Below are 20,924 nucleotides of genomic sequence, written 5' to 3' on the forward strand. Positions count from 1 at the left end.
GATTGTTCCGAAAGATACATTAGACCCTCTCACCGTCCACGTCAATGGCGAACCGGGGCCGGGGCGACCGATGACGGTGTTGACCATGGGATGCCGGGTGAATCAGTTCGAAAGCGCCCTGTTGGAACAGGGTGGAACCGCGCGGGGATTTCGTCCGGCGTGCGCGGGGGAACGGGCCGAACTGGTGGTGATCAACACCTGCTCGGTCACCGCGGAGAGCGACCGGCAGGCGCGACAGCTGATCCGGCGGGCCCATCGCGACCATCCGGGGGCGCGCATCGTGGTGACCGGCTGCTATGCCCAGAACGCCCCGGAGCGGGTGGCGGAACTGGGCGGGGTGGATCTGGTGCTCGGCAATGGGGAGAAGGAGCGCTTCTGGGAGATTTTCGACCGCTCCGGGCCAGAGGAACCGCAAGAAAAGATCCAGGTTGGCGCTGTGGCCGAGCTGACCCGCGTGCCGGAACGGGAGACGGTGGAACGGTTCGGCGAGCGGGCCAGGGCTTTTTTGCAGGTTCAGGATGGATGCGATCGCGCCTGCGCCTACTGCGTGATCCCGCGTCTGCGCGGCCCGAGCCGCTCGATCGCGCCACGCCAGGTGTTCGAGCAGGCGCAACGCTTCCTGGCCTCCGGCTATCGGGAGCTGGTGTTGACCGGCGTGAATCTCGGCGCCTATGGCCGCGATCTGGAGGGACGCCCCACTTTGGCGGAGCTGGCCGGTCTGCTGCTGGCCGACCTGCCGGACGGGGCGAGACCGGGGAACTCCCGTGCGTCGCGCTCCGCTGATCCCGGCGCCTGGCGACTGCGCATCTCCTCCATCGATCCGTTGGACATCGATGCCGGTCTGTGTGACCTGCTGGCGCGCGAGACGCGGTTGTGCGGCCATCTGCACCTGTCGATCCAGTCCGGGGACGATCAGATCCGCCGGCGCATGGGACGCGGGCGCGGACGCGACGAGGTTTTGTCCCGCATCGCCGGGGTACGCGCCGCCCGACCCGACCTGGTGCTGGGCGCGGACTTCATCGTCGGCTTTCCCGGCGAATCGGAGGAGGCGTTCGAACAGACGCTGGCCCTGGTACACGAAGCCGATCTGACCCTGTTGCACGTCTTCCCCTACTCGTCCCGCCCGGACACCCCGGCAGCCGCCCTCCCCGCCGCGCTGCTGGTGCCCGGCGAGCGGATCCAGTCCCGCGCCAAACGACTGCGCCAGGCCGGCGAAACGCGGCTGACCCAACTCCTCCACGGTCGAACCGGTGCCCGCGAGGTGATGCTGATCGAGAATCTGGAGAACGAAACCGCCACCGGCAAGAGCGGAGGATTCTTATCCATGCGGGTGCCAAAGGCACATGAGTCCTGGCGCGGTTCTCTGATGCCCGTGATGGTCGAAGGGGTGGATGAGGAAAGCGGATGCCTGATCGGTCGAGTGACGGAGTAGCCGGTTTCAAGGCTTCGTCCACCGGTCATCCACAGGGTTATCCACAGGATGTGTGGATTAATGAAGGGTTGAATAGGCCGGTGGATACGCTTACCCTCAAGGAGAGAAGCGTGCGCATGGGTTTGGTGCGTTCCAAAACCACCAAACCAGAAATGATCGTTAGACGAATGATTCATGGAATGGGCTTTCGGTATCGACTGCATGATGGTAGATTACCTGGAACCCCGGATTTGGTCTTTCGAACTCGAAAACGGGTCATTTTCGTGTATGGCTATTTCTAGCATCGTCACGATGGTTGCGCGCTGACACGTTGGCCAAAATCCAAAATCGCGTTCTGGAAGGAAAAGCTAAAGGCCAATCGTGTGCGTGATCACCAGGTTCTCACTCGGCTCGCGGAAATGAATTGGCGGGTATTGGTGGTCTGGGAGTGTGCATTGCAAGACCAAGAGCGTCTAAGGGAAATACCATGTCGGTTCTTGACCAACCAGTAAACCTATTGAAAGCGTTGGAGCTATTTGCCGGCGCGGGCGGATTGGGCCTGGGAGTCCATTTGGCGGGCTTCACACCTTTGGCCGTGGTCGAATGGGATAAATGGGCCTGCGAGACGATTCGCGAGAATCAACGTCTGGGTTTCCCGCTTGTCATAGATTGGCCAGTGATCGAGGGAGATGTCCGACAATTAGATTTGCGGCCATTCCCGGTCGGATTGGATCTCGTGGTTGGTGGCCCCCCCTGTCAGCCCTTTTCCATCGGGGGTAAGCACGGGGCAAACGATGACTCGAGGGATATGTTTCCCGCCATGATCGAGGTCATCCGGCAACTTCGCCCCAGAGCCTTCATCATCGAAAACGTCAAGGGACTTCTAAGAGCATCGTTTATTAATTACTTTCAATACATTCTCCTACAGCTCGAATTTCCAGAGGCCCGCCGGGAACCCGATGAATCCTGGAGCGACCATCTCAAGCGGCTGCAAGTCGAACGCACCTCTGGTCGCATGCACGCCAATGGATACCTCACCTATAACATTGTGACAACCCTCGTCAACGCGGCCAATCATGGCATTCCCCAAAAACGCGAAAGGGTGTTCATGGTGGGTTTTCGTGGCGATTTAGGGGTGGAATGGTGCTTCCCAAAACCCACCCACGATCACGAATCCCTGCTCAGGGATCAGTGGATCACCGGGCATTATTGGGAACGTCATGGATTGCGACGCCCCAAGGAGAAGCCCGCCCAACTCCTCGGCAAGCTGGAGAGATTGAGGCAACCCGCCATGGAGCCATTCACGCGCCTGCCCTGGCAAACCGTGCGTGATGCCCTGGTGGGACTACCAAACCCGGAAAGGGAAATGGATTCGATTCACGCGCAACACCGATTTCAACCCGGCGCCAAAAGCTATCCCGGTCACACTGGAAGCGAACTGGATATGCCGGCCAAAACCCTGAAGGCCGGAGATCACGGCGTGCCCGGTGGGGAGAACATGATCATCAAGCCGGATGGTGGGGTACGGTATCTCACCGTTCGGGAGTCGGCACGCTTGCAAACCTTTCCCGATGGTTATCATTTCCACGGTTCCTGGACGGAGTGCATGCGTCAGATCGGCAACGCGGTGCCCGTGTCACTGGCGCGGATCATCGCGGCAAGCGTGGCAAACACCCTGCTCGGATTGGACCTGTCCCACCTCGCGAAAACCCACCAACGAACGCGCGGAGCGGCATGAACGGATGGTCACCCCGTACAATCCACTCGACAAAATCAATCTGGGCGCAAATGTCGCGGAAGCCTTGTTGGCTCGGAAGCCCATCCCACTTGGTGACCTGAACGAATTTTCCGGTGCCGGCATCTACGTCCTGTATTACATGGGATCCTTTCCAGCCTATGCCCAACTCGCCAAGGAGAACCAAAACGGTAGCTGCGCGTGGCCGATCTATATTGGCAAGGCGGTTCCCTCCGGATCACGCAAGGGAGGGGGCTTGACCCCGGAACCGGGGCATGCGCTGCATGCCCGTTTGCGGGAACATGCCAGGAGCATCGATTCAGCTTCCAATCTATCCTTGGCGGACTTTCACTGTCGCCATCTGGTGGTGGATGACATCTGGATCCCCTTGGGGGAGGCGTTGTTGATCGCGTGGTACTCCCCGGTTTGGAATGCGTTGGTGGACGGTTTCGGCAACCATGATCCTGGTCGCGGACGTCATTTGGGAATGCGACCACGGTGGGACGTATTGCATCCGGGCCGGTCCTGGGCAGAGAAATGCCAAGATCGACCGGAGTCCGCAGAACAAATCATGGTCGATGTCGAAAGCTATTTGCGCGCCCACCCCATCCCCTCTCTTCTCGCGAGGGGATGGCGGTCCGAAGGCTGACCAAAGACCATCAACCCGGAACAATACATGAAAGTCGATGGTGCCTTGGCATTATCCCAGATCCGGCAGTTGCGGGTGATTGCATGAGCTAACATATTGGTTCATATGGTGAATTGTAAGAAACCGAAGTTACCTTATTGGTAATGAGGCTTTCTTCCGATTTGCCTGATGGATCAAGAGGTTGCCTCAGGTGATTGCCTGCGACTGCCGGATCTAGGATTATATAATCACGCGTTCGGCAGGGTTTCGAACAGCCGGAAGCGGTTTTCCAGAAACCAGTTGTTCACCTCCTCGGCGCGGGCGGCGTATTGCAGGCGGATCTCCTCGATGGCCGCCTGACGGCGCAAGAATTCCGTCTCGGAGATGCGACCCGAGGCCCGATCGGCCCGATCCGCCAGGGTCATCACGCTCAACCGCATGAAAACCGCGCTTTTCGAGCCCGGCATGGACCACACCTCGTGCAGCGCGTCGAAAATGGTCCAATAGGCCTCGCGGGGCACGTCCGGCGACGGCGGCGCGGGTTTCAACCGGTCGATGTAGGCCTCGTCGTTGGCCACCTCGCGCACCTTGCGCACCCCATTCAGCGCATGATCCTCCAGCGCCACCCACCGCTCCGGGATTTCGGCTGGATTCTTGTCCAGTTCATGGACCTCCCGGTTCCTCGTCTGTCGCACCCCGCCGATGATGTAATCCTCGAGCGGGATCCAGGCATCCAGATCATCGTCTCTCTTCATGGTTTTCAAGGCTCCTCGGCACGGTTGGGAACATCGGGTGCATGTAGCCTTTTCGTCCGCGGGAGTCGAACACATGAGCGATTCTTGGTCTCTAAAGAAGATGCGCGTGTCGCGCGCGGGAAGGTCTTCGGGAGGAATCCGCCCTCCGGGGAGCGGGAATGGCGCCCAGAGGCATCCAGATCAGGCGGGAAGGCGGAAAATTTCAGTCGCGCGGGTCAGTCGCTCGGACGGGAGACCGGGTTGACTGGACAGGGGGTCAGGAGAAATCGAACGGCAACTTCTCACCGCCCAGACGGACCACGCCGACCACCTCGTTGCCGCACCCCTTGAACTCCACGGCGTGAAAACTGAACATCATCGCCATGGCAATGCCGCGACCGTGGTTGTCAAAGGCCCGTTCCGGCTTCAGGGTGAGGTAATCCTGCCAGTCAAAGCCGTGTCCCTGGTCGATGATGCGGAAACGAATCTCCTCCGGGTTCCGTTCGATGCGCACCCGCACGAACTTGGGAGCGTTCTCCGACAACTCCAGACGCTCCTCGATCAACATGTCCCATCCGTCCAGAGTGGTCATGGCGCGAGACTTGTCCTCGTAGGTGATCCCGAGGTTGCCGTGTTCCACGGCATTGATCAGAAGTTCCGACAACCCCATCACCACCTGATTGGGATCCGGACAGATGTTGGCCAGCGCGGCGGCCAGATCCTTGGCCTCGTTCAGGGTACGAAAATGGAACTCCCCTTCCCAGATCATCCCCAGAACACCTTGCGTTTGACGCACCGCCGCGCGCAACGACTGATGACGCACGAAATCGGCCACCGCCGCGTGCATGATCGAAATCAGCGTGCGACGGTCGAACGGTTTGGTCAGATAGTAGAACGCACCGGCCTGGGTGCCGGCGAAGATGTCATCCTCCGTGGACATCGAGGTCTGCATGATCACCGGAACCCCATGCAGGGTGGGGTGTTCCATGATCCGTTTCAACACCTCCATGCCATCCATGTTGGGCATGATGCGATCCAGAAGGATCGCGGAGAAGAGTTCGGGTTGCTGCCGCAGCTTGTTCCAGGCATCCACGCCGTCGGTGGCGGTCAGGGTGTCGTAGCCTGCATCCTGAAGATTGGAAACAAGGATCTGGCGATTGATGAAATCATCATCCACCACGAGGATGGTCGGTTGAACGGACATGCGGGTTCCTGCCATGCCTGAGCTTGGGTCTTGAGAGTTTCAAACGAATATCGCAAATCTGGCAACTCCTATACCACATCCCGGAGGATATTGCCAGGAGCATGAATCCGTTGTGGACAAACTCACCCTGAATGGTGGAAACTGTGCGATATAAAGTGTGGGATGAACCATGCGGCTGGATCTTTGGAGGAGAATTGCCGATGAAACGCAGGGCATTCATGCAGTCCGCCGCGTTGCTGGCGGCCAGTGGTCTTTCGGGCACGGCCCTGGCCGCGACCGGTGAAGGGGAGCCCGGCAAGGAGAAGGCGCGCGTCAAGCGTTACGGCGAGTTGGGCAAAACCGGCATCCGCATGAGCGACATCTCCTTTGGCGCGGGACGACTCACCTCGAGCGCCCTGGTGTTGCGTGCCATCGATCGCGGCATGAACTACTTCGACACCGCCCCGGACTACGGCCAGAGCGAGGATTACATCGGCGAGGCGCTGGCCAAGGCCAAGGGGCGCGACAAGATTCACATCGCCTCCAAATACTGCCAACCCATGGCCTACACCGCCGGCAAAAGCCATCTCCAGGTCGGCACCACCAAGGCCGAATACATCGCCGCCGTGGAAAACAGTCTCAAGCGGCTCAAGACCGATCATCTGGATTCGGTCTTCGTGCATGCCCTCGGCGAGACCCCGGATTTCGAAAAAGAGAAGGCCCGCCTGCTCGATCCGGAGATGCTCGCCGCCACCGAGGAGCTGAAAAAAGCTGGAAAAATCCGCTTCCTGGCCGCATCCTCCCACGGTCCCAACCACATGGAAGCCCTGATGACCGAAGCGGTCCGTTCCGGTCACTTCGACTATATCATGCCGGCCTTCAACTTCATGAAGTTCCCCAAGGTGCCCGAGGTGCTCAAGGAGGCCAAGAGCCGCGGCGTCGGGGTGGTGGCCATGAAGGTGCTGGCCGGGGCCAAGGAGGGCCACATGAAGTTCGATGCCGGCCAGTTCGAGCAGGCCGCCTTCAAATGGGCCCTCTCCCATCCGGAGGTGAACGGACTGGTGATCACCATCCAGTCGGCCCAGGATCTGGATCTCTATCTGCCCGCCTCGGGCCAACCCCTGACCGCCGCCGACCAGCGGGTGCTCGATCACTATGCCGCCCTGTACGACACCGAATACTGTCGCACCGGCTGCGGGGATTGTCTGGGGGCCTGCGAACGGGGTGTGGATGTGGCCTCGATCCTGCGCTATCAAATGTATTTCGCCGATTACGGCGATGAAAAACGGGCCATGCAATCCTATGCCGCCCTCGACAAAAACGTGGATGCCTGCGCCGGATGCGCGGATGCCGCCTGCGAACGGGCCTGTCCCCATCGTCTGCCGGTGCGCTCCAGGCTCGAGGCGGCCCATCGTTCCCTAAGCCTGTCGTTCGCGGCCTGACACCATGGTCGTACGCGCGGCCAGGCGCGGTCAAACCACCGCCTTCCCGCGCCATACCATGAGTTCCCAACCGTGTGGCGTCCCTTCCTGATCGCCCTGGGGCTTCTGACCCGCATCCCGGCCCCCTGGCGCGGAGCGTTGGCCACGCCGCGTGAACTCGGGCATTCGGTTCTTTTCTATCCGCTGGTGGGCGCGCTCATCGGCGCGCTGTTGACGTTGTTCGTCATCGTGTTGCCAACCGGACTCGATGCCGGGGTCCAGGCCGCCCTCGTGGGGATCGTCTGGGTGTGGTTGACCGGCGGGTTGCATCTGGAAGGGTTGGCGGATAGCGCCGATGGCTGGGTGGGCGGTCTGGGGGATGCATCGCGCGGCCTGGAGATCATGCGCGATCCGCGCAGCGGACCGGCGGCGATCATGGCCGTGGTCCTGCTTGTGCTGCTCAAGTGGAATCTGGCTCGGGTGGCGATCGCATCCGGAGATCCGGCCATCTGGCTGATCGCCCCGACCCTGGGACGCCTGGGGATCGTGCTGCTGTTCGCCACCACCCCGTATGTCCGCACCGGCGGCATGGGCGAGACCGCCGCCAGGGAGATGCCGCGCGGGGGTGCCTTCGTGCTCGCCGTCGGGATCCTGCTCGGGGCGGGGTGGTTCGGGTCGGGTTGGGTGGTGCTGGTGGCCGGCGCGGTGTGGTTGACCGTGCGACGGGCCTGGATGCGTCGTTTTGGCGGGGTGACCGGCGATCTGTCCGGTGCGACCTGCGAACTGGTGGAAACCTCGGTGATGCTGGCCTGGGTGTGGTGATGACGATTCAAGAACGGTCCTGGAAGGGAGTTGTCGGGATGCGCGCGAGGGTCTTGACCGGCCTGATCGGCATGTGGCTGATCGGCGGAATCTGTCCGGCGCACGCGGAAGTCACCGACGCGGAGACCAATCTGCGTCGCTACGTCACGGTGCCGTTGCCGGTCGATCTCTCCGCGCTCGACGAGACCGAAAAGAGAATGCTCCCGCTTCTGGCCGACGCGGCGCGCGCCATGGACGCGGTTTTCTGGCGTCAGTCGGTCGGGGATCCGGAGTCGCTCTTCGCCGTGCCGTGGAACGCCACGCTGCGCGAACTGCTGACGATCCACTACGGCCCGTGGGACCGCATGGAGAACCATCGCCCCCTGATTCCCGGCATCGCCCCGAAACCCGACGGCGCGCGTTTCTATCCCCCCGATCTGACCCGCGAGGCGTTCGAGACCGCCGCCAGGGAGCAGCCGGAGTTGAAGGATCCGTTTGCCCTGGTGCGCGCTCAGGCCGATGGCCAACTGGTGTCCGTGCCCTACCATCAGGCCTTCGCCGGATTCCACGCCCTGGCCGCCGACCGGTTGCGCCAGGTCGCCGACCTGACCACCGACGCCGCGCAGAAGCGCTATCTCAACGCCCGTGCCGATGCCCTGCTGACCGATCGCTACCGCGAGAGCGACATGGCCTGGATGGCGATGAAGGAGAACCGTCTGGACATCATCATCGGTCCCATCGAGACCTACGAGGATGGTCTGATGGGGCTCAAGACCGCCCACGAGGCGTTGATCCTGATCCGCGATGAGCAGGCCGCCCGACGTCTGGACAACCAAAACAAACGGTTGCCGCTCTATCAAACCCGTTTGCCGGTCCCGGATCCCTATCGGGCCGAAAAACCGGGCGCCGAGTCGGATCTGGGGGTTTACGACGCGCTCATGATGACCGGCGATGCCGCCGCCACCCGTCCCATCGCCATCAACCTCCCCAACGACGAGCAGGTCCAGCTGGAGAAGGGGGCACGCCGCCTCCAGTTGCGCAATGCCATGCAGGCCAAGTTCGACAAAATCCTTCTGCCCATGGCCAGGATCCTCCTGGAACCCGACCATCTTCCCCAGGTGACCTTCGAGGCCCTGTTCGCCAACACCTTGTTCCACGAGATCGCTCATGGATTGGGGGTGAAGAAGCTGGTGAACGGCAGTGGGGAGACGGTCAACGACGCCCTGCGCGAGGATGCCTGGATGATGGAGGAGGGCAAGGCCGATGCCTTGGCGTTGTGGCTCGGGGATCTGGATGCGGAGCTGGCGCGGGCCGAGTCGGGTCGGGAGGATGACAACGCGGTGTCCGTTGAGACCCGGTGCGTGACCGAATTCGCCTCGTTGTTCCGGTCGATCCGTTTCGGACCGGCCAGTGCCCATGCCCGGGCCAATCTGATTCGTTTCAACTTTCTGGCCGAGCAGGGCGCCTTCACGCGCAGCGACGCAGGGCGGTATCGGGTCGATACCGCACGGATGCGCGCCGCCTCCCGCGAGTTGGCCGGATTGATTCTGCGTTTGCAGGGGGATGGCGATCTGGAGGGGGTGCGCAGGCTCGAGAAGCGCCACGGCACCTTGTCGGCCACATTGATCGCCGATTTGCAGCGTGTCGAGGCCGCCGCGATCCCGATCGATGTGGTGTTCAAGTCCGCGTTGTGAAACAGGGGGCTCCCTGGGCGACGGCGGGAGCGACAGAACGCGAAAAAGGGGGGCAGCGCGCGCCGTCTCTTCCCCTCGTCATGCCCGTCAGGGCATGACGAGGGGGTGAAGCGCCGCATCCCCGGTTGCCACCCCGGCCTTGCCGACTCGATCCGCCACGGTCTTGAGTTTACCCGTGGCCGGATCGAGCGTGACGATCAGACGCCGGGGCTTCCCTTCTGGGGAACACTTGAAATAGACCGCCACGTCAACCTGGCCGTCCGAACTCCAGGCCAGACTCTCCAGATCGAGCGCAAAAGGGATCTCCTCGCCACGGCACCCCACGGAGCGGGCCGCCTCGAGCACCAGCAACTCAAAATGGATATCCACGGCAGTGCGCTTCTCGATATCCACCGCCACCAGCCATAACTCCCCCTCGCCACTGGTCGGAATCACCACGTATCGCTCGCCGGCGTGCCAGTAAAGCGGCACCGGTTGCGGATATTTGGCCCAGGCCAGGTCGAGGAGCCGCTTTTTGTCGAGATCGAGCAGATACTGAAACCAGCACAACGGCTCGCCGGAGGTCACCGGTTCGCAGGCGGTCATGAAGGACCAGCGTCCCGAGGGACTCGGCGGCGCGATGCGCACCTCGTCCACATCCGAACGGGTGGCTCCCTGTTCGTCGGTGACCTCCACTTTCGGCGTGAACGGCTGGCCCGCGCGCGACAGTTGACCATCCTTGGAAAGGACGAATCCAGAGCGCTCCCGGTCACCGGGTCGCACCACCACCCATTCGACCTCCAGCTTGCGCGTGTTGACCGCCTCCACCTCGTCCAGGCTCTGCCACCCCGAGGCATGCCCCGGACCGACCAGAACAAACATCGCGGCCACCAGCAGCAATCCAGCGATTCTCATCATGGCGTCGCCTCTCCCGTGATCACCGGAAAATCGTTGCAAACATTCATGCATTTTAACGATCCTATTCATGCAAAACAAGAGCGCCACCCGGAAGAGACCGTTGAAAACAATTGCCTCGGCCACGCAAAGAGTCGTATATAAGGGAGCCTGAGTTGCGTTCATGCCGCCTCCAATCCACCCCCTTTTGCCGTCGTGCGAGCCGCCATGTCCACCCAAGCCGTTCTCAAGCAACTCGAAGAGGCCGTCAGCCGCAAGATTCTCGGTCAGGAGACCCTGGTCAACCGGATGTTGATCGCGCTGCTGGCCGATGGCCATCTGTTGGTCGAGGGCGCGCCGGGACTGGCCAAGACACGGGCGATCAAATGCCTGGCCGAACACCTGGAAGGGGCGTTCCAACGCATCCAGTTCACCCCGGATCTGCTGCCCGCCGATTTGACCGGCACAGAGATCTTTCGACCCCAGGAGGGGAGTTTCCAGTTCCAACCCGGTCCGCTGTTCCACAACCTGATCCTGGCCGACGAGATCAACCGCGCGCCGGCCAAGGTACAATCCGCGCTGCTCGAGGCCATGGGCGAGCGGCAGATCACCGTGGGACCGAAAAGCCATCCCCTGCCGGAACTCTTTCTGGTGATGGCCACCCAGAACCCCATCGAACACGAGGGAACCCATCCCCTGCCCGAGGCGCAACTGGACCGTTTTCTGATGCTGGTGCGCCTCGGATATCCCACCCCCGAGACCGAACGGGATATCCTCCGCCTGGTGCGCGCCGAGGCGCTCCAGGAACAACGGCAGAACCAGGACGGACCGGCACGGACGAACTTGCATGCCCAGGACGAACCTCCCTCGTCTCCCGCCCATGGATCCCCTTTCGGGAGTTCCACGGTCAAAATCCCCGCCGGGACCATCCTGGCCGCGCGGCGCGAGGTGCTCGGAATGCACATGGCCGAGGCGGTGGAGGGGTATCTCGTGCAACTGGTGTTGGCGACGCGCCAACCGGAGCGATACGACCCCGCCTGGACCGGCTGGATCCACTACGGGGCCAGTCCTCGGGCGACGATCGCCCTGGATCGCTGCGCGCGGGCCCATGCCTGGCTGGCCGGACGGACGTTCGTGATTCCCGAGGATGTGCGCGCGCTGGCCCCGGAGATTCTGCGCCACCGGATCGGACTGACCTTCGAGGCCGAAGCGCGCGGCGCCACCCCGGAGCGTCTGATCGGCATGCTGCTCGACCGGGTGCCCGTGCCATGATGCCACCGGTCATCGACATCGATGAACTCCTCGCCCTGCGCCACGCCGCCCACGCCGTCCCGTCCGCCGCCCGACGGCACGATGCATCCGCCGAGGGGGAGCATCGCGTCCCGCTCAAGGGACGCGGCATGGAGTTCGCCGAAACCCGCCTCTATCAGGCCGGTGACGAGGTGCGTCACATGGAGTGGCGGGTTACGGCGCGTACCGGCAAACCGCATGTGAAACTCTTTCGCGAGGAGCGCGAACGGGCGCTGCTGCTCTGGATCGACTGTCGCCGACCGATGTTCCACGCCACGCGCGGACGCGAGAAGATCGTTCAGGCCGCGCGCGCCGCCACGCATGCCGCCTGGAGCGCCGTGGGCCACGGCGATCGGATCGGCGCCCTGCTCTTCTCCGAACGAAACCACGCCGAACTGCGTCCCGCGCGCGGCGACCGGGCGGTGATCGGGCTGATCCGTGCCCTGCACCGCTTCGGCCAACCGGAAACCACCCCCCACGACACGAGCGCCCCGCACCGCTTCGGTCACCCGGAAACCACCACCCCGCCCGACACCAGCACCCTGGCCTTGCCCCTGGCACGGCTGGAGCGGGTGGCGTTGCCGGGGAGTCTGGTGCTGTTGTGCAGCGATTTTCGCGGTCTGCGCGATTCGGATCACGCCCGGCTCGCGCAACTGGCCCGACGTCACGACGTGACCCTCTTCTTTCCCCACGACCCCCTGGAGCGGACCCTGCCCCCCGCCGGCGGTCGCTATCCGATCGCCGCGTCGAACCACGCCAGCCAGCGTTTTCTCATGGTCGATGATCCGGAAATCCGCCAGGCCCACGCGGTCCGCTTCGCCGCCCGCCACGACGGTCTGCGTGACCTTTGCCAACGCATCGGCGCCGGATTCCTCTCCGTCTCCACCGAAGAGGAGGCAACCTCCGGATTGATGGCGCGCCTCCACGGCAGGGCGGCATGAACGCACCCCCCCTGCCGCTGCGCGACATCCACCTCCCGGAACCGATCTCCTGGTGGCCGCCGGCCCTGGGATGGTGGCTGCTGGCCGGGACGCTGCTGGGGATCGGGATCGCCATTCAGGCCTGGCGGATGTGGCGGGCACGCTTTCGCCTCCGTGACGCGGCCCTGGCGGAGATCGCCCAGATCCGCGCCCGACACGCCCGGCATGCCGACCCGGCTCTGCTGGCCGCCGATCTCTCCGCACTGCTGCGCCGCGTCTGCCTGCGCCTCCATCCGCCCCACCAGGTCGCGAGCCTCACCGGACCGGCCTGGCTGGAACTTCTGGAGCGCACCACGCCCAACTTCTCTTTTTCCAATGCCGGGGGAGCGCCCCTGATCAGCGCGCCATTCGAACCCGACCCGATCTTCGATCCCGAAGCGTTGTTGAACGCCTGCCAAGGGTGGATCCTGGCGCTTCCACCGGTTCCGCCTTCCAGAACGACACCGAGCATGGAGAACATGAAATGAGCGAATGGCTGCATGCCACGGACCGGCATGGCCGGTTCGTCAAGACCGAAGAGCGGATGGCCCTGCTGGCCGAAATCCGCGCCCACGCCCGCGCCCATGGGGATGCCCATCTGGCCGTGCCGGTGGTCCACATCATCCTGTTGACCAGCGGCGGACAAATCCGCATGGTGCAACGCGGCAACCGCCCGGAAAACCCCTTCATGTGGGACAAGGCGGTCGGCGGCCATGTGGTCACCGAGGATCGCTCGCTCGGTCGCGCCGCCTTCGATGCCAATGCCATCAAGGAAATGGGCGAGGAGGTGGGCATCGAAAACGTGGTGATCGCCGACGATGCGCTGCATTATCATCGCCTGCTGCAAGCCGAAGATCACGATCCAACCACCCGGGCGATCATCCGGATGGTGGATCACGACCCCTGGCAAGGCTCCTTCTGCCGGTCGCGGGAGGGGGAACCGTGGGTGAAACGACACAACGTCTGCGTCTACATCGGGGTGTACGACGGGGCCTTCGTGTTCGCCGACGGCGAGGCGATCAACCACGACCTGATCACCCGCGCCGATCTGATGGACGATCTGTTGGCCTCGCCCTGGAAATACGCCGATGGGGCGCGTATCTTCATGCAACGCTATTACCATCTGTTGCGGTGATCGCCTGCATCCAAACCAATCAGGAGAGTATTCCATGAAAATCGAGGAACTGTGCCGGGCACTCGGCCAGTGGTTCATGCGTCACAAGGATGAAACCCCCTTTGCCTTCGGCGAAATCCACCTGAGCACCGAGGATCCGGAGGCAGACATCTCCCTGATCATCGGCAAGCCGGAAGAGGCGTTCGTCGATCTGGAGAGTCACGACAAACAGTGGGAAGGCACCCTCTACGACGCGCCGGTCACCTGGATCTGGGAGCGGCTGGCCCACGAGGAGGCGGACGACTGGTTGCGTCACATCTACGAACAGGAGGCCCGGCAGATGAAGGAGAATATGCTCGTCGCCCTTCTGGAGTTGGCCCGATTGATCGAGGGGAACGGTTATTCATTCGATTGGCAGGCCGAAGCCGACGAATCGGAACGGACCCGCCTCTACATCGATCAGGTGGAGGAGAAGGTCAGCGTGGAGACCGAGCGTTGGAGTCGCCTGCTGGCCAGCCATCGCGCCGGCTCATGACCAGCCGCCGCGCACCACCCGCATCGCACCGTGCAACGACCAGCCACCGCGCTCGCCTCCGACGCATGGCCTCCGCAGTCATTCATGCGTGTGGTGCGCCGGCGACCGAGCACCCTTCTTGACTTTATGCGCCAAATCCCGTATTCATCACCATTCTCGATGCGCATGCCCAGGTCGCACGGCCCTGTTCGCCCGGCCTGTCCGCGCTCGAACCTCGCGCGTCACACTTTTCCGGTGCACCCATGACGATCTCAGAGACTTCAGATCATCCTCTGCTCAAGGATCCTGCGGGAGCGGCCACCCTCGAGGATTGCCGGAGACTGCTCGAAAATCTCCCGGAAGGGGTGCTTGTCCATCGCGATGGCGAGATCCTGCTGGCCAACCGCGTCGCGGCGCAAATCCTGAGCCTGAAGCGTTCCGAAGAGCTGATTGGCGCCTCGATTCTGAGCTTTTTCAACAACGACGCCTGGAAACGGCTGCTGCAGACCATCGCCGATCAGCCCAGCATGACCCCGCAATTCTGGAGCGCCGAGCTGGAACTGACGCGTCACGACGACCGCGCCGCCACCATCGACACCGCCACCGGCTGGAGTCTGTTCCACGACGAACCGGTGCTGGTCACCACCCTGCGCGACATCACCCAACTCAAGCGCGGCGAAGAGGAGATGCGGCGTCAGGCCAACTACGACACCCTGACCGGGCTGCCGAACCGTTCGCTGTTCCTGGATCGCCTGCATCGCGAACTGATCCGTGCCCGACGCGCCAACAGCCGCGTGGCGCTGATGTTCATCGATCTGGACCGTTTCAAATGGGTCAACGACACCCTGGGCCACGCCGCCGGCGACGAACTGTTGCGCGAAACCTCCAAGCGTCTGCTCGCGTGCGTGCGCAAGTCCGATACCGTGGCCCGCCTCGGGGGCGACGAATTCACCGTGATCCTGCCGGACATGGCGCGTGGGCCCTATGCCGAACGGGTGGCCGCGGAGATCCTCTCCCAGCTCGTTCTCCCCTACTCCCTGATGGGGCAGGAGGCTTTCATCTCCGGCTCGGTGGGGGTCACCGTCTATCCGGACGACGCCCATGACCTGGACAGTCTGCTCAAGAACGCCGATACCGCCATGTACCGCGCCAAGAGCGATGGCCGCAACGCCTATCGCTTCTACACCCCGGACATGCACGCCGAGGCCGAGGAGCGGGTCGCCCTGGAAAAAGATCTCCACCACGCCCTGGAACGCAACGAACTGGTGATCCACTACCAACCCATCGTCGATCTGGCGACCGGACGCTTGGTGGGCGCGGAGAGTTTTCTGCGCTGGGAGCATCCCACCCGCGGCAGCGTCTCGCCGGGCACCTTCGTGCGGCTGGCCGAAGAGACCGGCCTGATCGCCCGGATCACCGCCTGGACCATCCAGACCGCCTGCGCCCAGGCCCAGGCCTGGCGCCAGCGTCCGGACAGCGCGGATTTCGTCATCTCGGTCAACATCTCCTGCACCCGCTGCCGGGAACTCTCCACCGACGACCGCATCCCCGAGATCCTGCAAATCACCGGTCTGCCCCCCTCGGCCCTGATCCTGGAGATCACCGAGAACATCCTCTCCGAGGATGAGTCCAAGGCCATGAACATGCTGCAACACCTGAGCCGCCTGGGGGTCAACCTCTGGCTCGACGACTTCGGCACCGGCTACTCGTCGTTGAGCGTGCTCAAACGGCTGCCGGTCAACGGCATCAAGATCGACCGCACCTTCATCCCGGACATCACCGCCGACTCCGAATCCGGGGTTCTGGTCCAGGCGATCCTCTCCCTGGCCAAGGCCCTGAACCGCAAGGTGATCGGCGAGGGGATCGAATCGCTCCAACAGGCCGACTTCCTGCGCTCGCGCGGCTGCCACATGGGTCAGGGATATCTGTTCCACAAGCCGGTCCCGGCAGAGGCCTTCACCGCCCTGCTCGGCACGGTTTATCCGTTGAACTGACTCGTCATCGACGGTTCGCGCCCGGATACGCCTTGCCAGCCGCTGATGGTTCCGGTTTGGATCCATCGTTTTTTCGGCCACGCCACCCCGTGACCACCCCGCCACCACCCGCGACTACATCAGCAGGGCGTGCTCCATGGCATAGCGCACCAGATCGGCGGTGGAGCCCTGAATGCCGAGTTTGTCCTTGATGCGCCGGCGGTAGGTGGTGACCGTGCTGGGACTCACCCGCAGATCATCGGCGATGCGCGAGACGGTCATGCCACGGGCGATCCGGATCAGAATGGTATACTCCTGGGCGGAGAGCCGATCGTGCGGATGCTCCTTGACCTCGGGTTGGCCGGTATTCGTCGCCAGGCGGTCCCGCAGCTCGTCGGTCAAATAGAGTCCCCCCTGGGAGACGAGCCGGATCGCCCGCAACAACTCCTCGCCCAGACAGGTCTTGTCGATGAAGCCGTTGGCCCCGCTCTGCAACAGCCGACGGGCCAGATGGAAATCCTGGATCTGGGTGACGACCAGCACCGGTCGCAGACATCCGCTGGCGCGGACCCGGCGCAACACCTCCAAACCGCTCATGTCCGGCAGTCTGACATCCAGCAACGCCAGATCCCAACCATCCCCCGCCATGAGGGTGAGGGCATCGACGGCATTGCCAGCCTCGCCGGTGATGGCCAGATCGCCATTCTTCGCGATCAGGGAGCTGAGGCCATCCCGAAACAGCCCATGGTCATCGATAATGATTATTCTGATCATGCAAGCCATTCCCCCAATTTATTCTAGACGCAGAGGAATGATAACATGTCAAGTCTGATCGCGCACGGAGTTTCAAACAACAAATATGAAAATTTTGCAATCCTTTTGCCAGACAAACAGACAACAACACCCTCAACAACCCCAAAACTCTTGAAGCAGACCCGAAACTCCCCACAGAAACCAGACAAAAATCAGGATATTTGGATTGATATTCCTGTTTGACACCTTCACGCCCGGCTTTACCGTCAACCCCCTTCCAGGGAGAGCCCTGGTCGGGGTGCGGGGACTCCCCCCATCATGCAGGTCGGATGGATCCTCTCTCGACACCAGACAATCCGAGGCGAATGCACGGCACGCCCATTCTGATTCAGAGACGATGACATTTCAAAGCATCAGGTGGTCGGATTTCAACCGCTCGCATCAATCCTGTTCCGGCAGGGGGTCCCCCAGGGCCACGGCGGCCTGACGGTAAAGGCGGGTGTCGTACACCTGGGAGATGACCGGATCCAGGGGAGTCCCGGCAGCGAGCTGCCCCCAGCGCACCATCCGTTCGAGCAGCCAACGGGCCTGGGCATGGGCCGGGAACTGGGCCATGCCGGCATGAAACCGGTGGTAACCCGGAATGGCGACGCGCTGGTTCATGTCCAACCAGGGACGCTCCTCCAGACAGGCGAGGATCAGGTTCTCGTCCACGTTGACATATTCGGGACGGGCCAGCAGCCGGGCCAACTCCGGACGATGACGCGGTTCGTCGGCCCAGCGTCCGGCCATGATCAGGGCGCGGGTCAAGGCCAATGCCACCTCGGCATGCTCCTGGCGCCAGTCGTCGCGCAGCGCCAGCACCTTCTCCGGTCCGGTGGGCCAGAGATCGCACTTGGTCACCACGATCTCCCCCACCCCGCGCGCCACGGCCAGCTGATTCCACGGCTCGCCGACGCAAAAACCGTCGATCTCCCCGGCGCCCAGACTCTCCACCATGCGCGCCGGCGGAATGAACACCAACTCCACATCCTCGTCCGGATCGATGCCGCCATCGGCCAACCATTCCCGCAACTCGTAGTGATGGCTCGAAAACGGATGCACGCTCGCCAGCCGCAACCGATCCCCACCAGTCTCCCGCGCCGCGCGGGCCAGACGTTCGAGCGCCCGATGCCGCCCCGGCCTGGGACCGTGCATCGACTCCGGATCCAGATCCTCCATGGCGCGGACCACCCGTCCGGCCAGGGTGATGGCATTGCCCCCCTGTCCCAGGCTCAACGCCGCCACCATCGGCTGTCCCACGCCCCGCAACCCCAAATGCAAGGCCAGCGTCAACCCGGCCAGCAGATGGGCGCCGTCCAGATCGCCGATCGCCAGCCAGTCGCGCAGGGTGGCCCACGATGGCGCGCGCCGCAGGTGCAGATCGATCCCCTGGGAGGCGGCGAACCCCTTTTCATGGGCCACCACCAGGGCCGCGCAATCCACCAGCGCCACGAATCCGGCCCGCACGATGCGTTTGTTTCGGGTCACGCCCATTCCAGCCTCTCGCATGTTCAAATCTCCAGGCGCAGCGCGGTGATGACGCTCGCGGCAATCTCCGCCAAACGCCGGTTCTCGCGCATCGCCGCCTTGCGCATGGCATGATAGGCCTGCTCCTCGCTGATGCGCTTGCTGGCCATCAGCAACCCCTTGGCCTGTTCGATCACCTTGCGTTCCGCCAGCTGGCTCAACGCGTCGTCCCGCTCGCGACAGAGCCGCTCGAACACCCGGAACCGGGAGATGGCCACCTCGACGATCGGACTCACCCGCTCGCGCCGAAGACCATCCACCACATAGGCCGACACGCCCGCCTCCATGGCGGCGCGGGTCATCTCCTCGTCGCTGCGATCCACGAACACCGCGATCGGACGCCGCAACTGTCGGGTCACCCGATACATGCTCTCCAGGGTGTCCCGATCCGGAGATTCCATGTCGATCAGGATCACATCCGGATCCAGCAACGCCACCCGTTCGGCCAGGTTGGCGAAACTGTGCATCACCACCACGCGCGCGTACCCCTCGGCCACCAACCCCTCCTCGAGAATGGCGGCGCGCCGGGCATTGGCATCGATCACGAGAACCCGCAATTCGCGGCGATCGAGGTGGCTCATGCGGCCTGTTTCTCCTGGGCGTGACCGCGCTCGTACTCTTCGAGGAAGGTCACCAGCTCATCGCGATAGCGGTAGTAATCCGGATGGGTAAGCAGCGCGTTGCGCGTGCGCGGCCTGGGGAGTTTCACCGGCATGATCTTGCCGATGCGCGCGTGGGGACCATTGGTCATCATCACCACCCGATCGGCCAGCAGGATCGCCTCGTCCACGTCGTGAGTGACGCAGATGGCGGTCACCTGGGTACGGGTCCACACCTCCATGAGCACCTCCTGCAACTCCCAGCGGGTGAGGCTGTCGAGCATGCCGAAGGGCTCGTCGAGCAGCAACAGTTTGGGCGACAGGGCAAAGGCACGGGCGATGCCGACCCTCTGGCGCATGCCGTTGGACATCTCTGCCGCGGAGCGGTCCATGGCGTCCCCCAGCCCCACCTTGGCCAGATAGTACGCCACCACGTCGCGCTGTTCGGCGCGGCTGGCATGGGGATAGACCCGTTCCACCCCCAGGGCGACGTTTTCGCGGGCGGTCAGCCAGGGAAAAAGCGACGGGGATTGGAACACCACCGCCCGATCCGGCCCGGCGGAGGAGACCTCGCGACCGCTGAGCACGATCCCACCGTTGGTGACATCGGCCAGGCCGGCAGCCATGGCCAGCACCGTGGATTTGCCGCATCCCGAGTGGCCGATCAGGGAGATGAACTCCCCTTTCCGGATCTTCAGATCGAATCCGTCCACCACGGTGAGCGGACCCTTGGGCGTGGGAAAGCTCTTGACCACCCCGTCGAACTCGACATAGCGCTCGGTGATCGGGCTTTTGGCCGCCTCGACATAGACCTTGGGCGGACCGGCGCCGGGAATGCGCGGTTTGATGTCCGGCAGTACGACGCGCGTCTCTCGGGAGGCGGACCGTTTCTCGCCTGCGGCGAGCATGAAGCGGGTGATCTCGGCGCGCAGGATCTTGTAATCCGCGTCGTGCTCGATCACCTTGCGATCGCGTGGGCGGGTGAAATCGACCTCGAAACCGCTTCCCAGGGTCGCGCCGCGTTCGCCGGGCATCAGCGGTACAACCCGATCGGCCAGCAGCAACGCCTCGTCCACGTCGTTGGTGATCAGGAGCACCGTCTTGCCGTCGCGACCGCGAATCGCCTCGAATTCATCCTGCAACCGGGCACGGGTCAAGGCATCGAGGGCGGAGAGGGGCTCGTCGAGCAGCAGCACCTCGGGATTCATCGCCAGGGCGCGGGCCACGGAGACCCTCTGACGCATCCCTCCGGAGAGTTCCGAGGGTTTGCGGTCCGCGGCGTGGGCCAGACCCACCAGGGTGACGTACTCCTGGACGCGAGCGGCGCGCGCCTCCCTGGAGAGACCGGAGTTCTCCACCGCCAGGGCCACGTTCTCGCGCACGCTCATCCACGGCATCAGGGCATAGTTCTGGAACACCAGGCCGCGATCCGGACCCGGCCCGCGCACCGGTTGCCCCTTGAGCAGCACTTCGCCCGCATCCGGGGTGACCAGCCCGGCGACAAGCGAAAGCAGGGTGCTCTTGCCGGTGCCGGAAAAGCCGAGGATGGCCACGAACTCCCCCTCTTCCACCGTCAGATTGACATCGCGCAGCACGCGGGTGGAACCATGCGATTTGCCGATGCCGCGCATTTCCAGGAATGCCATGGAACGAACTCCCCGAATAGAAGTTTC

General features: G+C 63.3%; 21 protein-coding genes. 14 read left to right on the plus strand and 7 right to left on the minus strand.

What is annotated here, in order from left to right:
* The first annotated feature begins 70 nt into the window (after positions 1–70).
* The 4 genes from mtaB to ACV4UY_RS01265 all read left to right on the plus strand — a co-directional run bounded on the left by mtaB (position 71) and on the right by ACV4UY_RS01265 (position 3,795).
* Positions 71–1,432, plus strand: a complete 1,362-nt coding sequence (mtaB, locus tag ACV4UY_RS01250; protein ID WP_491605854.1) for a tRNA (N(6)-L-threonylcarbamoyladenosine(37)-C(2))-methylthiotransferase MtaB — start codon at positions 71–73, stop codon at positions 1,430–1,432.
* Entirely contained in the window at positions 1,405–1,713 is a 309-nt protein-coding gene (locus tag ACV4UY_RS01255; RefSeq protein ID WP_491605855.1) for a hypothetical protein, read from the plus strand. The genes mtaB and ACV4UY_RS01255 overlap by 28 nt, the downstream gene beginning before the upstream one ends.
* Before the next feature lie 215 nt (positions 1,714–1,928).
* Positions 1,929–3,149, plus strand: a complete 1,221-nt coding sequence (locus tag ACV4UY_RS01260) for a DNA cytosine methyltransferase (protein WP_491605921.1) — start codon at positions 1,929–1,931, stop codon at positions 3,147–3,149.
* A gap of 4 nt (positions 3,150–3,153) precedes the next feature.
* Complete coding sequence (locus ACV4UY_RS01265; RefSeq protein WP_491605856.1) at positions 3,154–3,795, plus strand: Eco29kI family restriction endonuclease; 642 nt, start codon at positions 3,154–3,156, stop codon at positions 3,793–3,795.
* A gap of 227 nt (positions 3,796–4,022) precedes the next feature.
* Here ACV4UY_RS01265 and ACV4UY_RS01270 read toward each other — a convergent pair whose 3' ends face one another.
* A complete protein-coding gene (locus tag ACV4UY_RS01270; RefSeq protein ID WP_491605857.1) occupies positions 4,023–4,529 on the minus strand; it encodes a hypothetical protein in 507 nt (168 codons plus the stop codon).
* Between the two features lie 256 nt (positions 4,530–4,785).
* On the minus strand, positions 4,786–5,712 hold the full coding sequence (locus tag ACV4UY_RS01275; protein WP_491605858.1) for a response regulator: 927 nt from the start codon (positions 5,710–5,712) through the stop codon (positions 4,786–4,788).
* 200 nt (positions 5,713–5,912) lie between these two features.
* Here ACV4UY_RS01275 and ACV4UY_RS01280 point away from each other — a divergent pair, with 200 nt between their 5' ends.
* The 3 genes from ACV4UY_RS01280 (at position 5,913) to ACV4UY_RS01290 (ending at position 9,607) form a co-directional block, all read left to right on the plus strand.
* Positions 5,913–7,133 carry an aldo/keto reductase gene (locus ACV4UY_RS01280; protein ID WP_491605859.1) on the plus strand — a complete coding sequence of 407 codons (1,221 nt, stop codon included), beginning with the start codon at positions 5,913–5,915 and terminating at the stop codon, positions 7,131–7,133.
* Between the two features lie 72 nt (positions 7,134–7,205).
* On the plus strand, positions 7,206–7,934 hold the full coding sequence (locus ACV4UY_RS01285; protein ID WP_491605860.1) for an adenosylcobinamide-GDP ribazoletransferase: 729 nt from the start codon (positions 7,206–7,208) through the stop codon (positions 7,932–7,934).
* A 38-nt stretch (positions 7,935–7,972) separates the two neighbouring features.
* Entirely contained in the window at positions 7,973–9,607 is a 1,635-nt protein-coding gene (locus ACV4UY_RS01290) for a DUF8614 domain-containing protein (protein ID WP_491605861.1), read from the plus strand.
* Between the two features lie 87 nt (positions 9,608–9,694).
* Here ACV4UY_RS01290 and ACV4UY_RS01295 read toward each other — a convergent pair whose 3' ends face one another.
* Positions 9,695–10,504 (minus strand): hypothetical protein, encoded by an 810-nt coding sequence (locus ACV4UY_RS01295; RefSeq protein WP_491605862.1) that lies wholly within the window; start codon positions 10,502–10,504, stop codon positions 9,695–9,697.
* A gap of 204 nt (positions 10,505–10,708) precedes the next feature.
* Between ACV4UY_RS01295 and ACV4UY_RS01300 the strand changes: the two genes are divergently transcribed.
* The 6 genes from ACV4UY_RS01300 (at position 10,709) to ACV4UY_RS01325 (ending at position 16,351) form a co-directional block, all read left to right on the plus strand.
* The gene (locus ACV4UY_RS01300) at positions 10,709–11,752 is read left to right on the plus strand and encodes an AAA family ATPase (RefSeq protein WP_491605863.1); all 1,044 of its coding nucleotides are present in this window, start codon (positions 10,709–10,711) and stop codon (positions 11,750–11,752) included.
* The gene (locus tag ACV4UY_RS01305) at positions 11,749–12,711 is read left to right on the plus strand and encodes a DUF58 domain-containing protein (protein ID WP_491605864.1); all 963 of its coding nucleotides are present in this window, start codon (positions 11,749–11,751) and stop codon (positions 12,709–12,711) included. The genes ACV4UY_RS01300 and ACV4UY_RS01305 overlap by 4 nt, the downstream gene beginning before the upstream one ends.
* Positions 12,708–13,217, plus strand: a complete 510-nt coding sequence (locus tag ACV4UY_RS01310) for a DUF4381 domain-containing protein (protein ID WP_491605865.1) — start codon at positions 12,708–12,710, stop codon at positions 13,215–13,217. Before ACV4UY_RS01305 ends, ACV4UY_RS01310 begins: the two co-directional genes overlap by 4 nt.
* Entirely contained in the window at positions 13,214–13,864 is a 651-nt protein-coding gene (locus tag ACV4UY_RS01315) for an NUDIX hydrolase (protein WP_491605866.1), read from the plus strand. Before ACV4UY_RS01310 ends, ACV4UY_RS01315 begins: the two co-directional genes overlap by 4 nt.
* A gap of 34 nt (positions 13,865–13,898) precedes the next feature.
* Entirely contained in the window at positions 13,899–14,378 is a 480-nt protein-coding gene (locus ACV4UY_RS01320) for a hypothetical protein (protein ID WP_491605867.1), read from the plus strand.
* Positions 14,379–14,620: 242 nt separating this feature from the next.
* Positions 14,621–16,351: a putative bifunctional diguanylate cyclase/phosphodiesterase gene (locus ACV4UY_RS01325; RefSeq protein ID WP_491605868.1), complete on the plus strand. Its 1,731-nt coding sequence runs from the start codon at positions 14,621–14,623 to the stop codon at positions 16,349–16,351.
* Between the two features lie 114 nt (positions 16,352–16,465).
* On the opposite strand, the gene ACV4UY_RS01330 is transcribed toward ACV4UY_RS01325, so the two are convergent.
* A complete protein-coding gene (locus ACV4UY_RS01330; protein ID WP_491605869.1) occupies positions 16,466–17,104 on the minus strand; it encodes a response regulator in 639 nt (212 codons plus the stop codon).
* Between the two features lie 45 nt (positions 17,105–17,149).
* On the opposite strand from ACV4UY_RS01330, the gene ACV4UY_RS01335 reads away from it, so the two are divergent.
* Entirely contained in the window at positions 17,150–17,326 is a 177-nt protein-coding gene (locus ACV4UY_RS01335; RefSeq protein ID WP_491605870.1) for a hypothetical protein, read from the plus strand.
* 198 nt (positions 17,327–17,524) lie between these two features.
* On the opposite strand, the gene ACV4UY_RS01340 is transcribed toward ACV4UY_RS01335, so the two are convergent.
* From ACV4UY_RS01340 to ACV4UY_RS01350, 3 genes are read right to left on the minus strand one after another with little or no spacing between them, the layout of a single operon-like run.
* Positions 17,525–18,613, minus strand: a complete 1,089-nt coding sequence (locus ACV4UY_RS01340) for a CmpA/NrtA family ABC transporter substrate-binding protein (protein ID WP_491605871.1) — start codon at positions 18,611–18,613, stop codon at positions 17,525–17,527.
* 23 nt (positions 18,614–18,636) lie between these two features.
* Positions 18,637–19,233: an ANTAR domain-containing response regulator gene (locus ACV4UY_RS01345; RefSeq protein WP_491605872.1), complete on the minus strand. Its 597-nt coding sequence runs from the start codon at positions 19,231–19,233 to the stop codon at positions 18,637–18,639.
* Positions 19,230–20,897: an ABC transporter ATP-binding protein gene (locus ACV4UY_RS01350; protein ID WP_491605873.1), complete on the minus strand. Its 1,668-nt coding sequence runs from the start codon at positions 20,895–20,897 to the stop codon at positions 19,230–19,232. Before ACV4UY_RS01350 ends, ACV4UY_RS01345 begins: the two co-directional genes overlap by 4 nt.
* Positions 20,898–20,924 lie beyond the last annotated feature (27 nt).

It is taken from the genome of Candidatus Magnetaquiglobus sp. (genome assembly GCF_058402785.1).

Bases quoted from the DNA above. Each gene is read 5' to 3' on its own strand.
- mtaB (WP_491605854.1), top strand. From the start codon at position 71: ATGACGGTGTTGACCATGGGATGCCGGGTGAATCAGTTCGAAAGCGCC.
- ACV4UY_RS01255 (WP_491605855.1), top strand. From the start codon at position 1,405: ATGCCTGATCGGTCGAGTGACGGAGTAGCCGGTTTCAAGGCTTCGTCC.
- ACV4UY_RS01265 (WP_491605856.1), top strand. From the start codon at position 3,154: ATGGTCACCCCGTACAATCCACTCGACAAAATCAATCTGGGCGCAAAT.
- ACV4UY_RS01270 (WP_491605857.1), bottom strand. From the start codon at position 4,529: ATGAAGAGAGACGATGATCTGGATGCCTGGATCCCGCTCGAGGATTAC.
- ACV4UY_RS01275 (WP_491605858.1), bottom strand. From the start codon at position 5,712: ATGTCCGTTCAACCGACCATCCTCGTGGTGGATGATGATTTCATCAAT.
- ACV4UY_RS01280 (WP_491605859.1), top strand. From the start codon at position 5,913: ATGAAACGCAGGGCATTCATGCAGTCCGCCGCGTTGCTGGCGGCCAGT.
- ACV4UY_RS01290 (WP_491605861.1), top strand. From the start codon at position 7,973: ATGCGCGCGAGGGTCTTGACCGGCCTGATCGGCATGTGGCTGATCGGC.
- ACV4UY_RS01295 (WP_491605862.1), bottom strand. From the start codon at position 10,504: ATGATGAGAATCGCTGGATTGCTGCTGGTGGCCGCGATGTTTGTTCTG.
- ACV4UY_RS01300 (WP_491605863.1), top strand. From the start codon at position 10,709: ATGTCCACCCAAGCCGTTCTCAAGCAACTCGAAGAGGCCGTCAGCCGC.
- ACV4UY_RS01305 (WP_491605864.1), top strand. From the start codon at position 11,749: ATGATGCCACCGGTCATCGACATCGATGAACTCCTCGCCCTGCGCCAC.
- ACV4UY_RS01310 (WP_491605865.1), top strand. From the start codon at position 12,708: ATGAACGCACCCCCCCTGCCGCTGCGCGACATCCACCTCCCGGAACCG.
- ACV4UY_RS01315 (WP_491605866.1), top strand. From the start codon at position 13,214: ATGAGCGAATGGCTGCATGCCACGGACCGGCATGGCCGGTTCGTCAAG.
- ACV4UY_RS01320 (WP_491605867.1), top strand. From the start codon at position 13,899: ATGAAAATCGAGGAACTGTGCCGGGCACTCGGCCAGTGGTTCATGCGT.
- ACV4UY_RS01325 (WP_491605868.1), top strand. From the start codon at position 14,621: ATGACGATCTCAGAGACTTCAGATCATCCTCTGCTCAAGGATCCTGCG.
- ACV4UY_RS01330 (WP_491605869.1), bottom strand. From the start codon at position 17,104: ATGATCAGAATAATCATTATCGATGACCATGGGCTGTTTCGGGATGGC.
- ACV4UY_RS01335 (WP_491605870.1), top strand. From the start codon at position 17,150: ATGTCAAGTCTGATCGCGCACGGAGTTTCAAACAACAAATATGAAAAT.
- ACV4UY_RS01345 (WP_491605872.1), bottom strand. From the start codon at position 19,233: ATGAGCCACCTCGATCGCCGCGAATTGCGGGTTCTCGTGATCGATGCC.
- ACV4UY_RS01350 (WP_491605873.1), bottom strand. From the start codon at position 20,897: ATGGCATTCCTGGAAATGCGCGGCATCGGCAAATCGCATGGTTCCACC.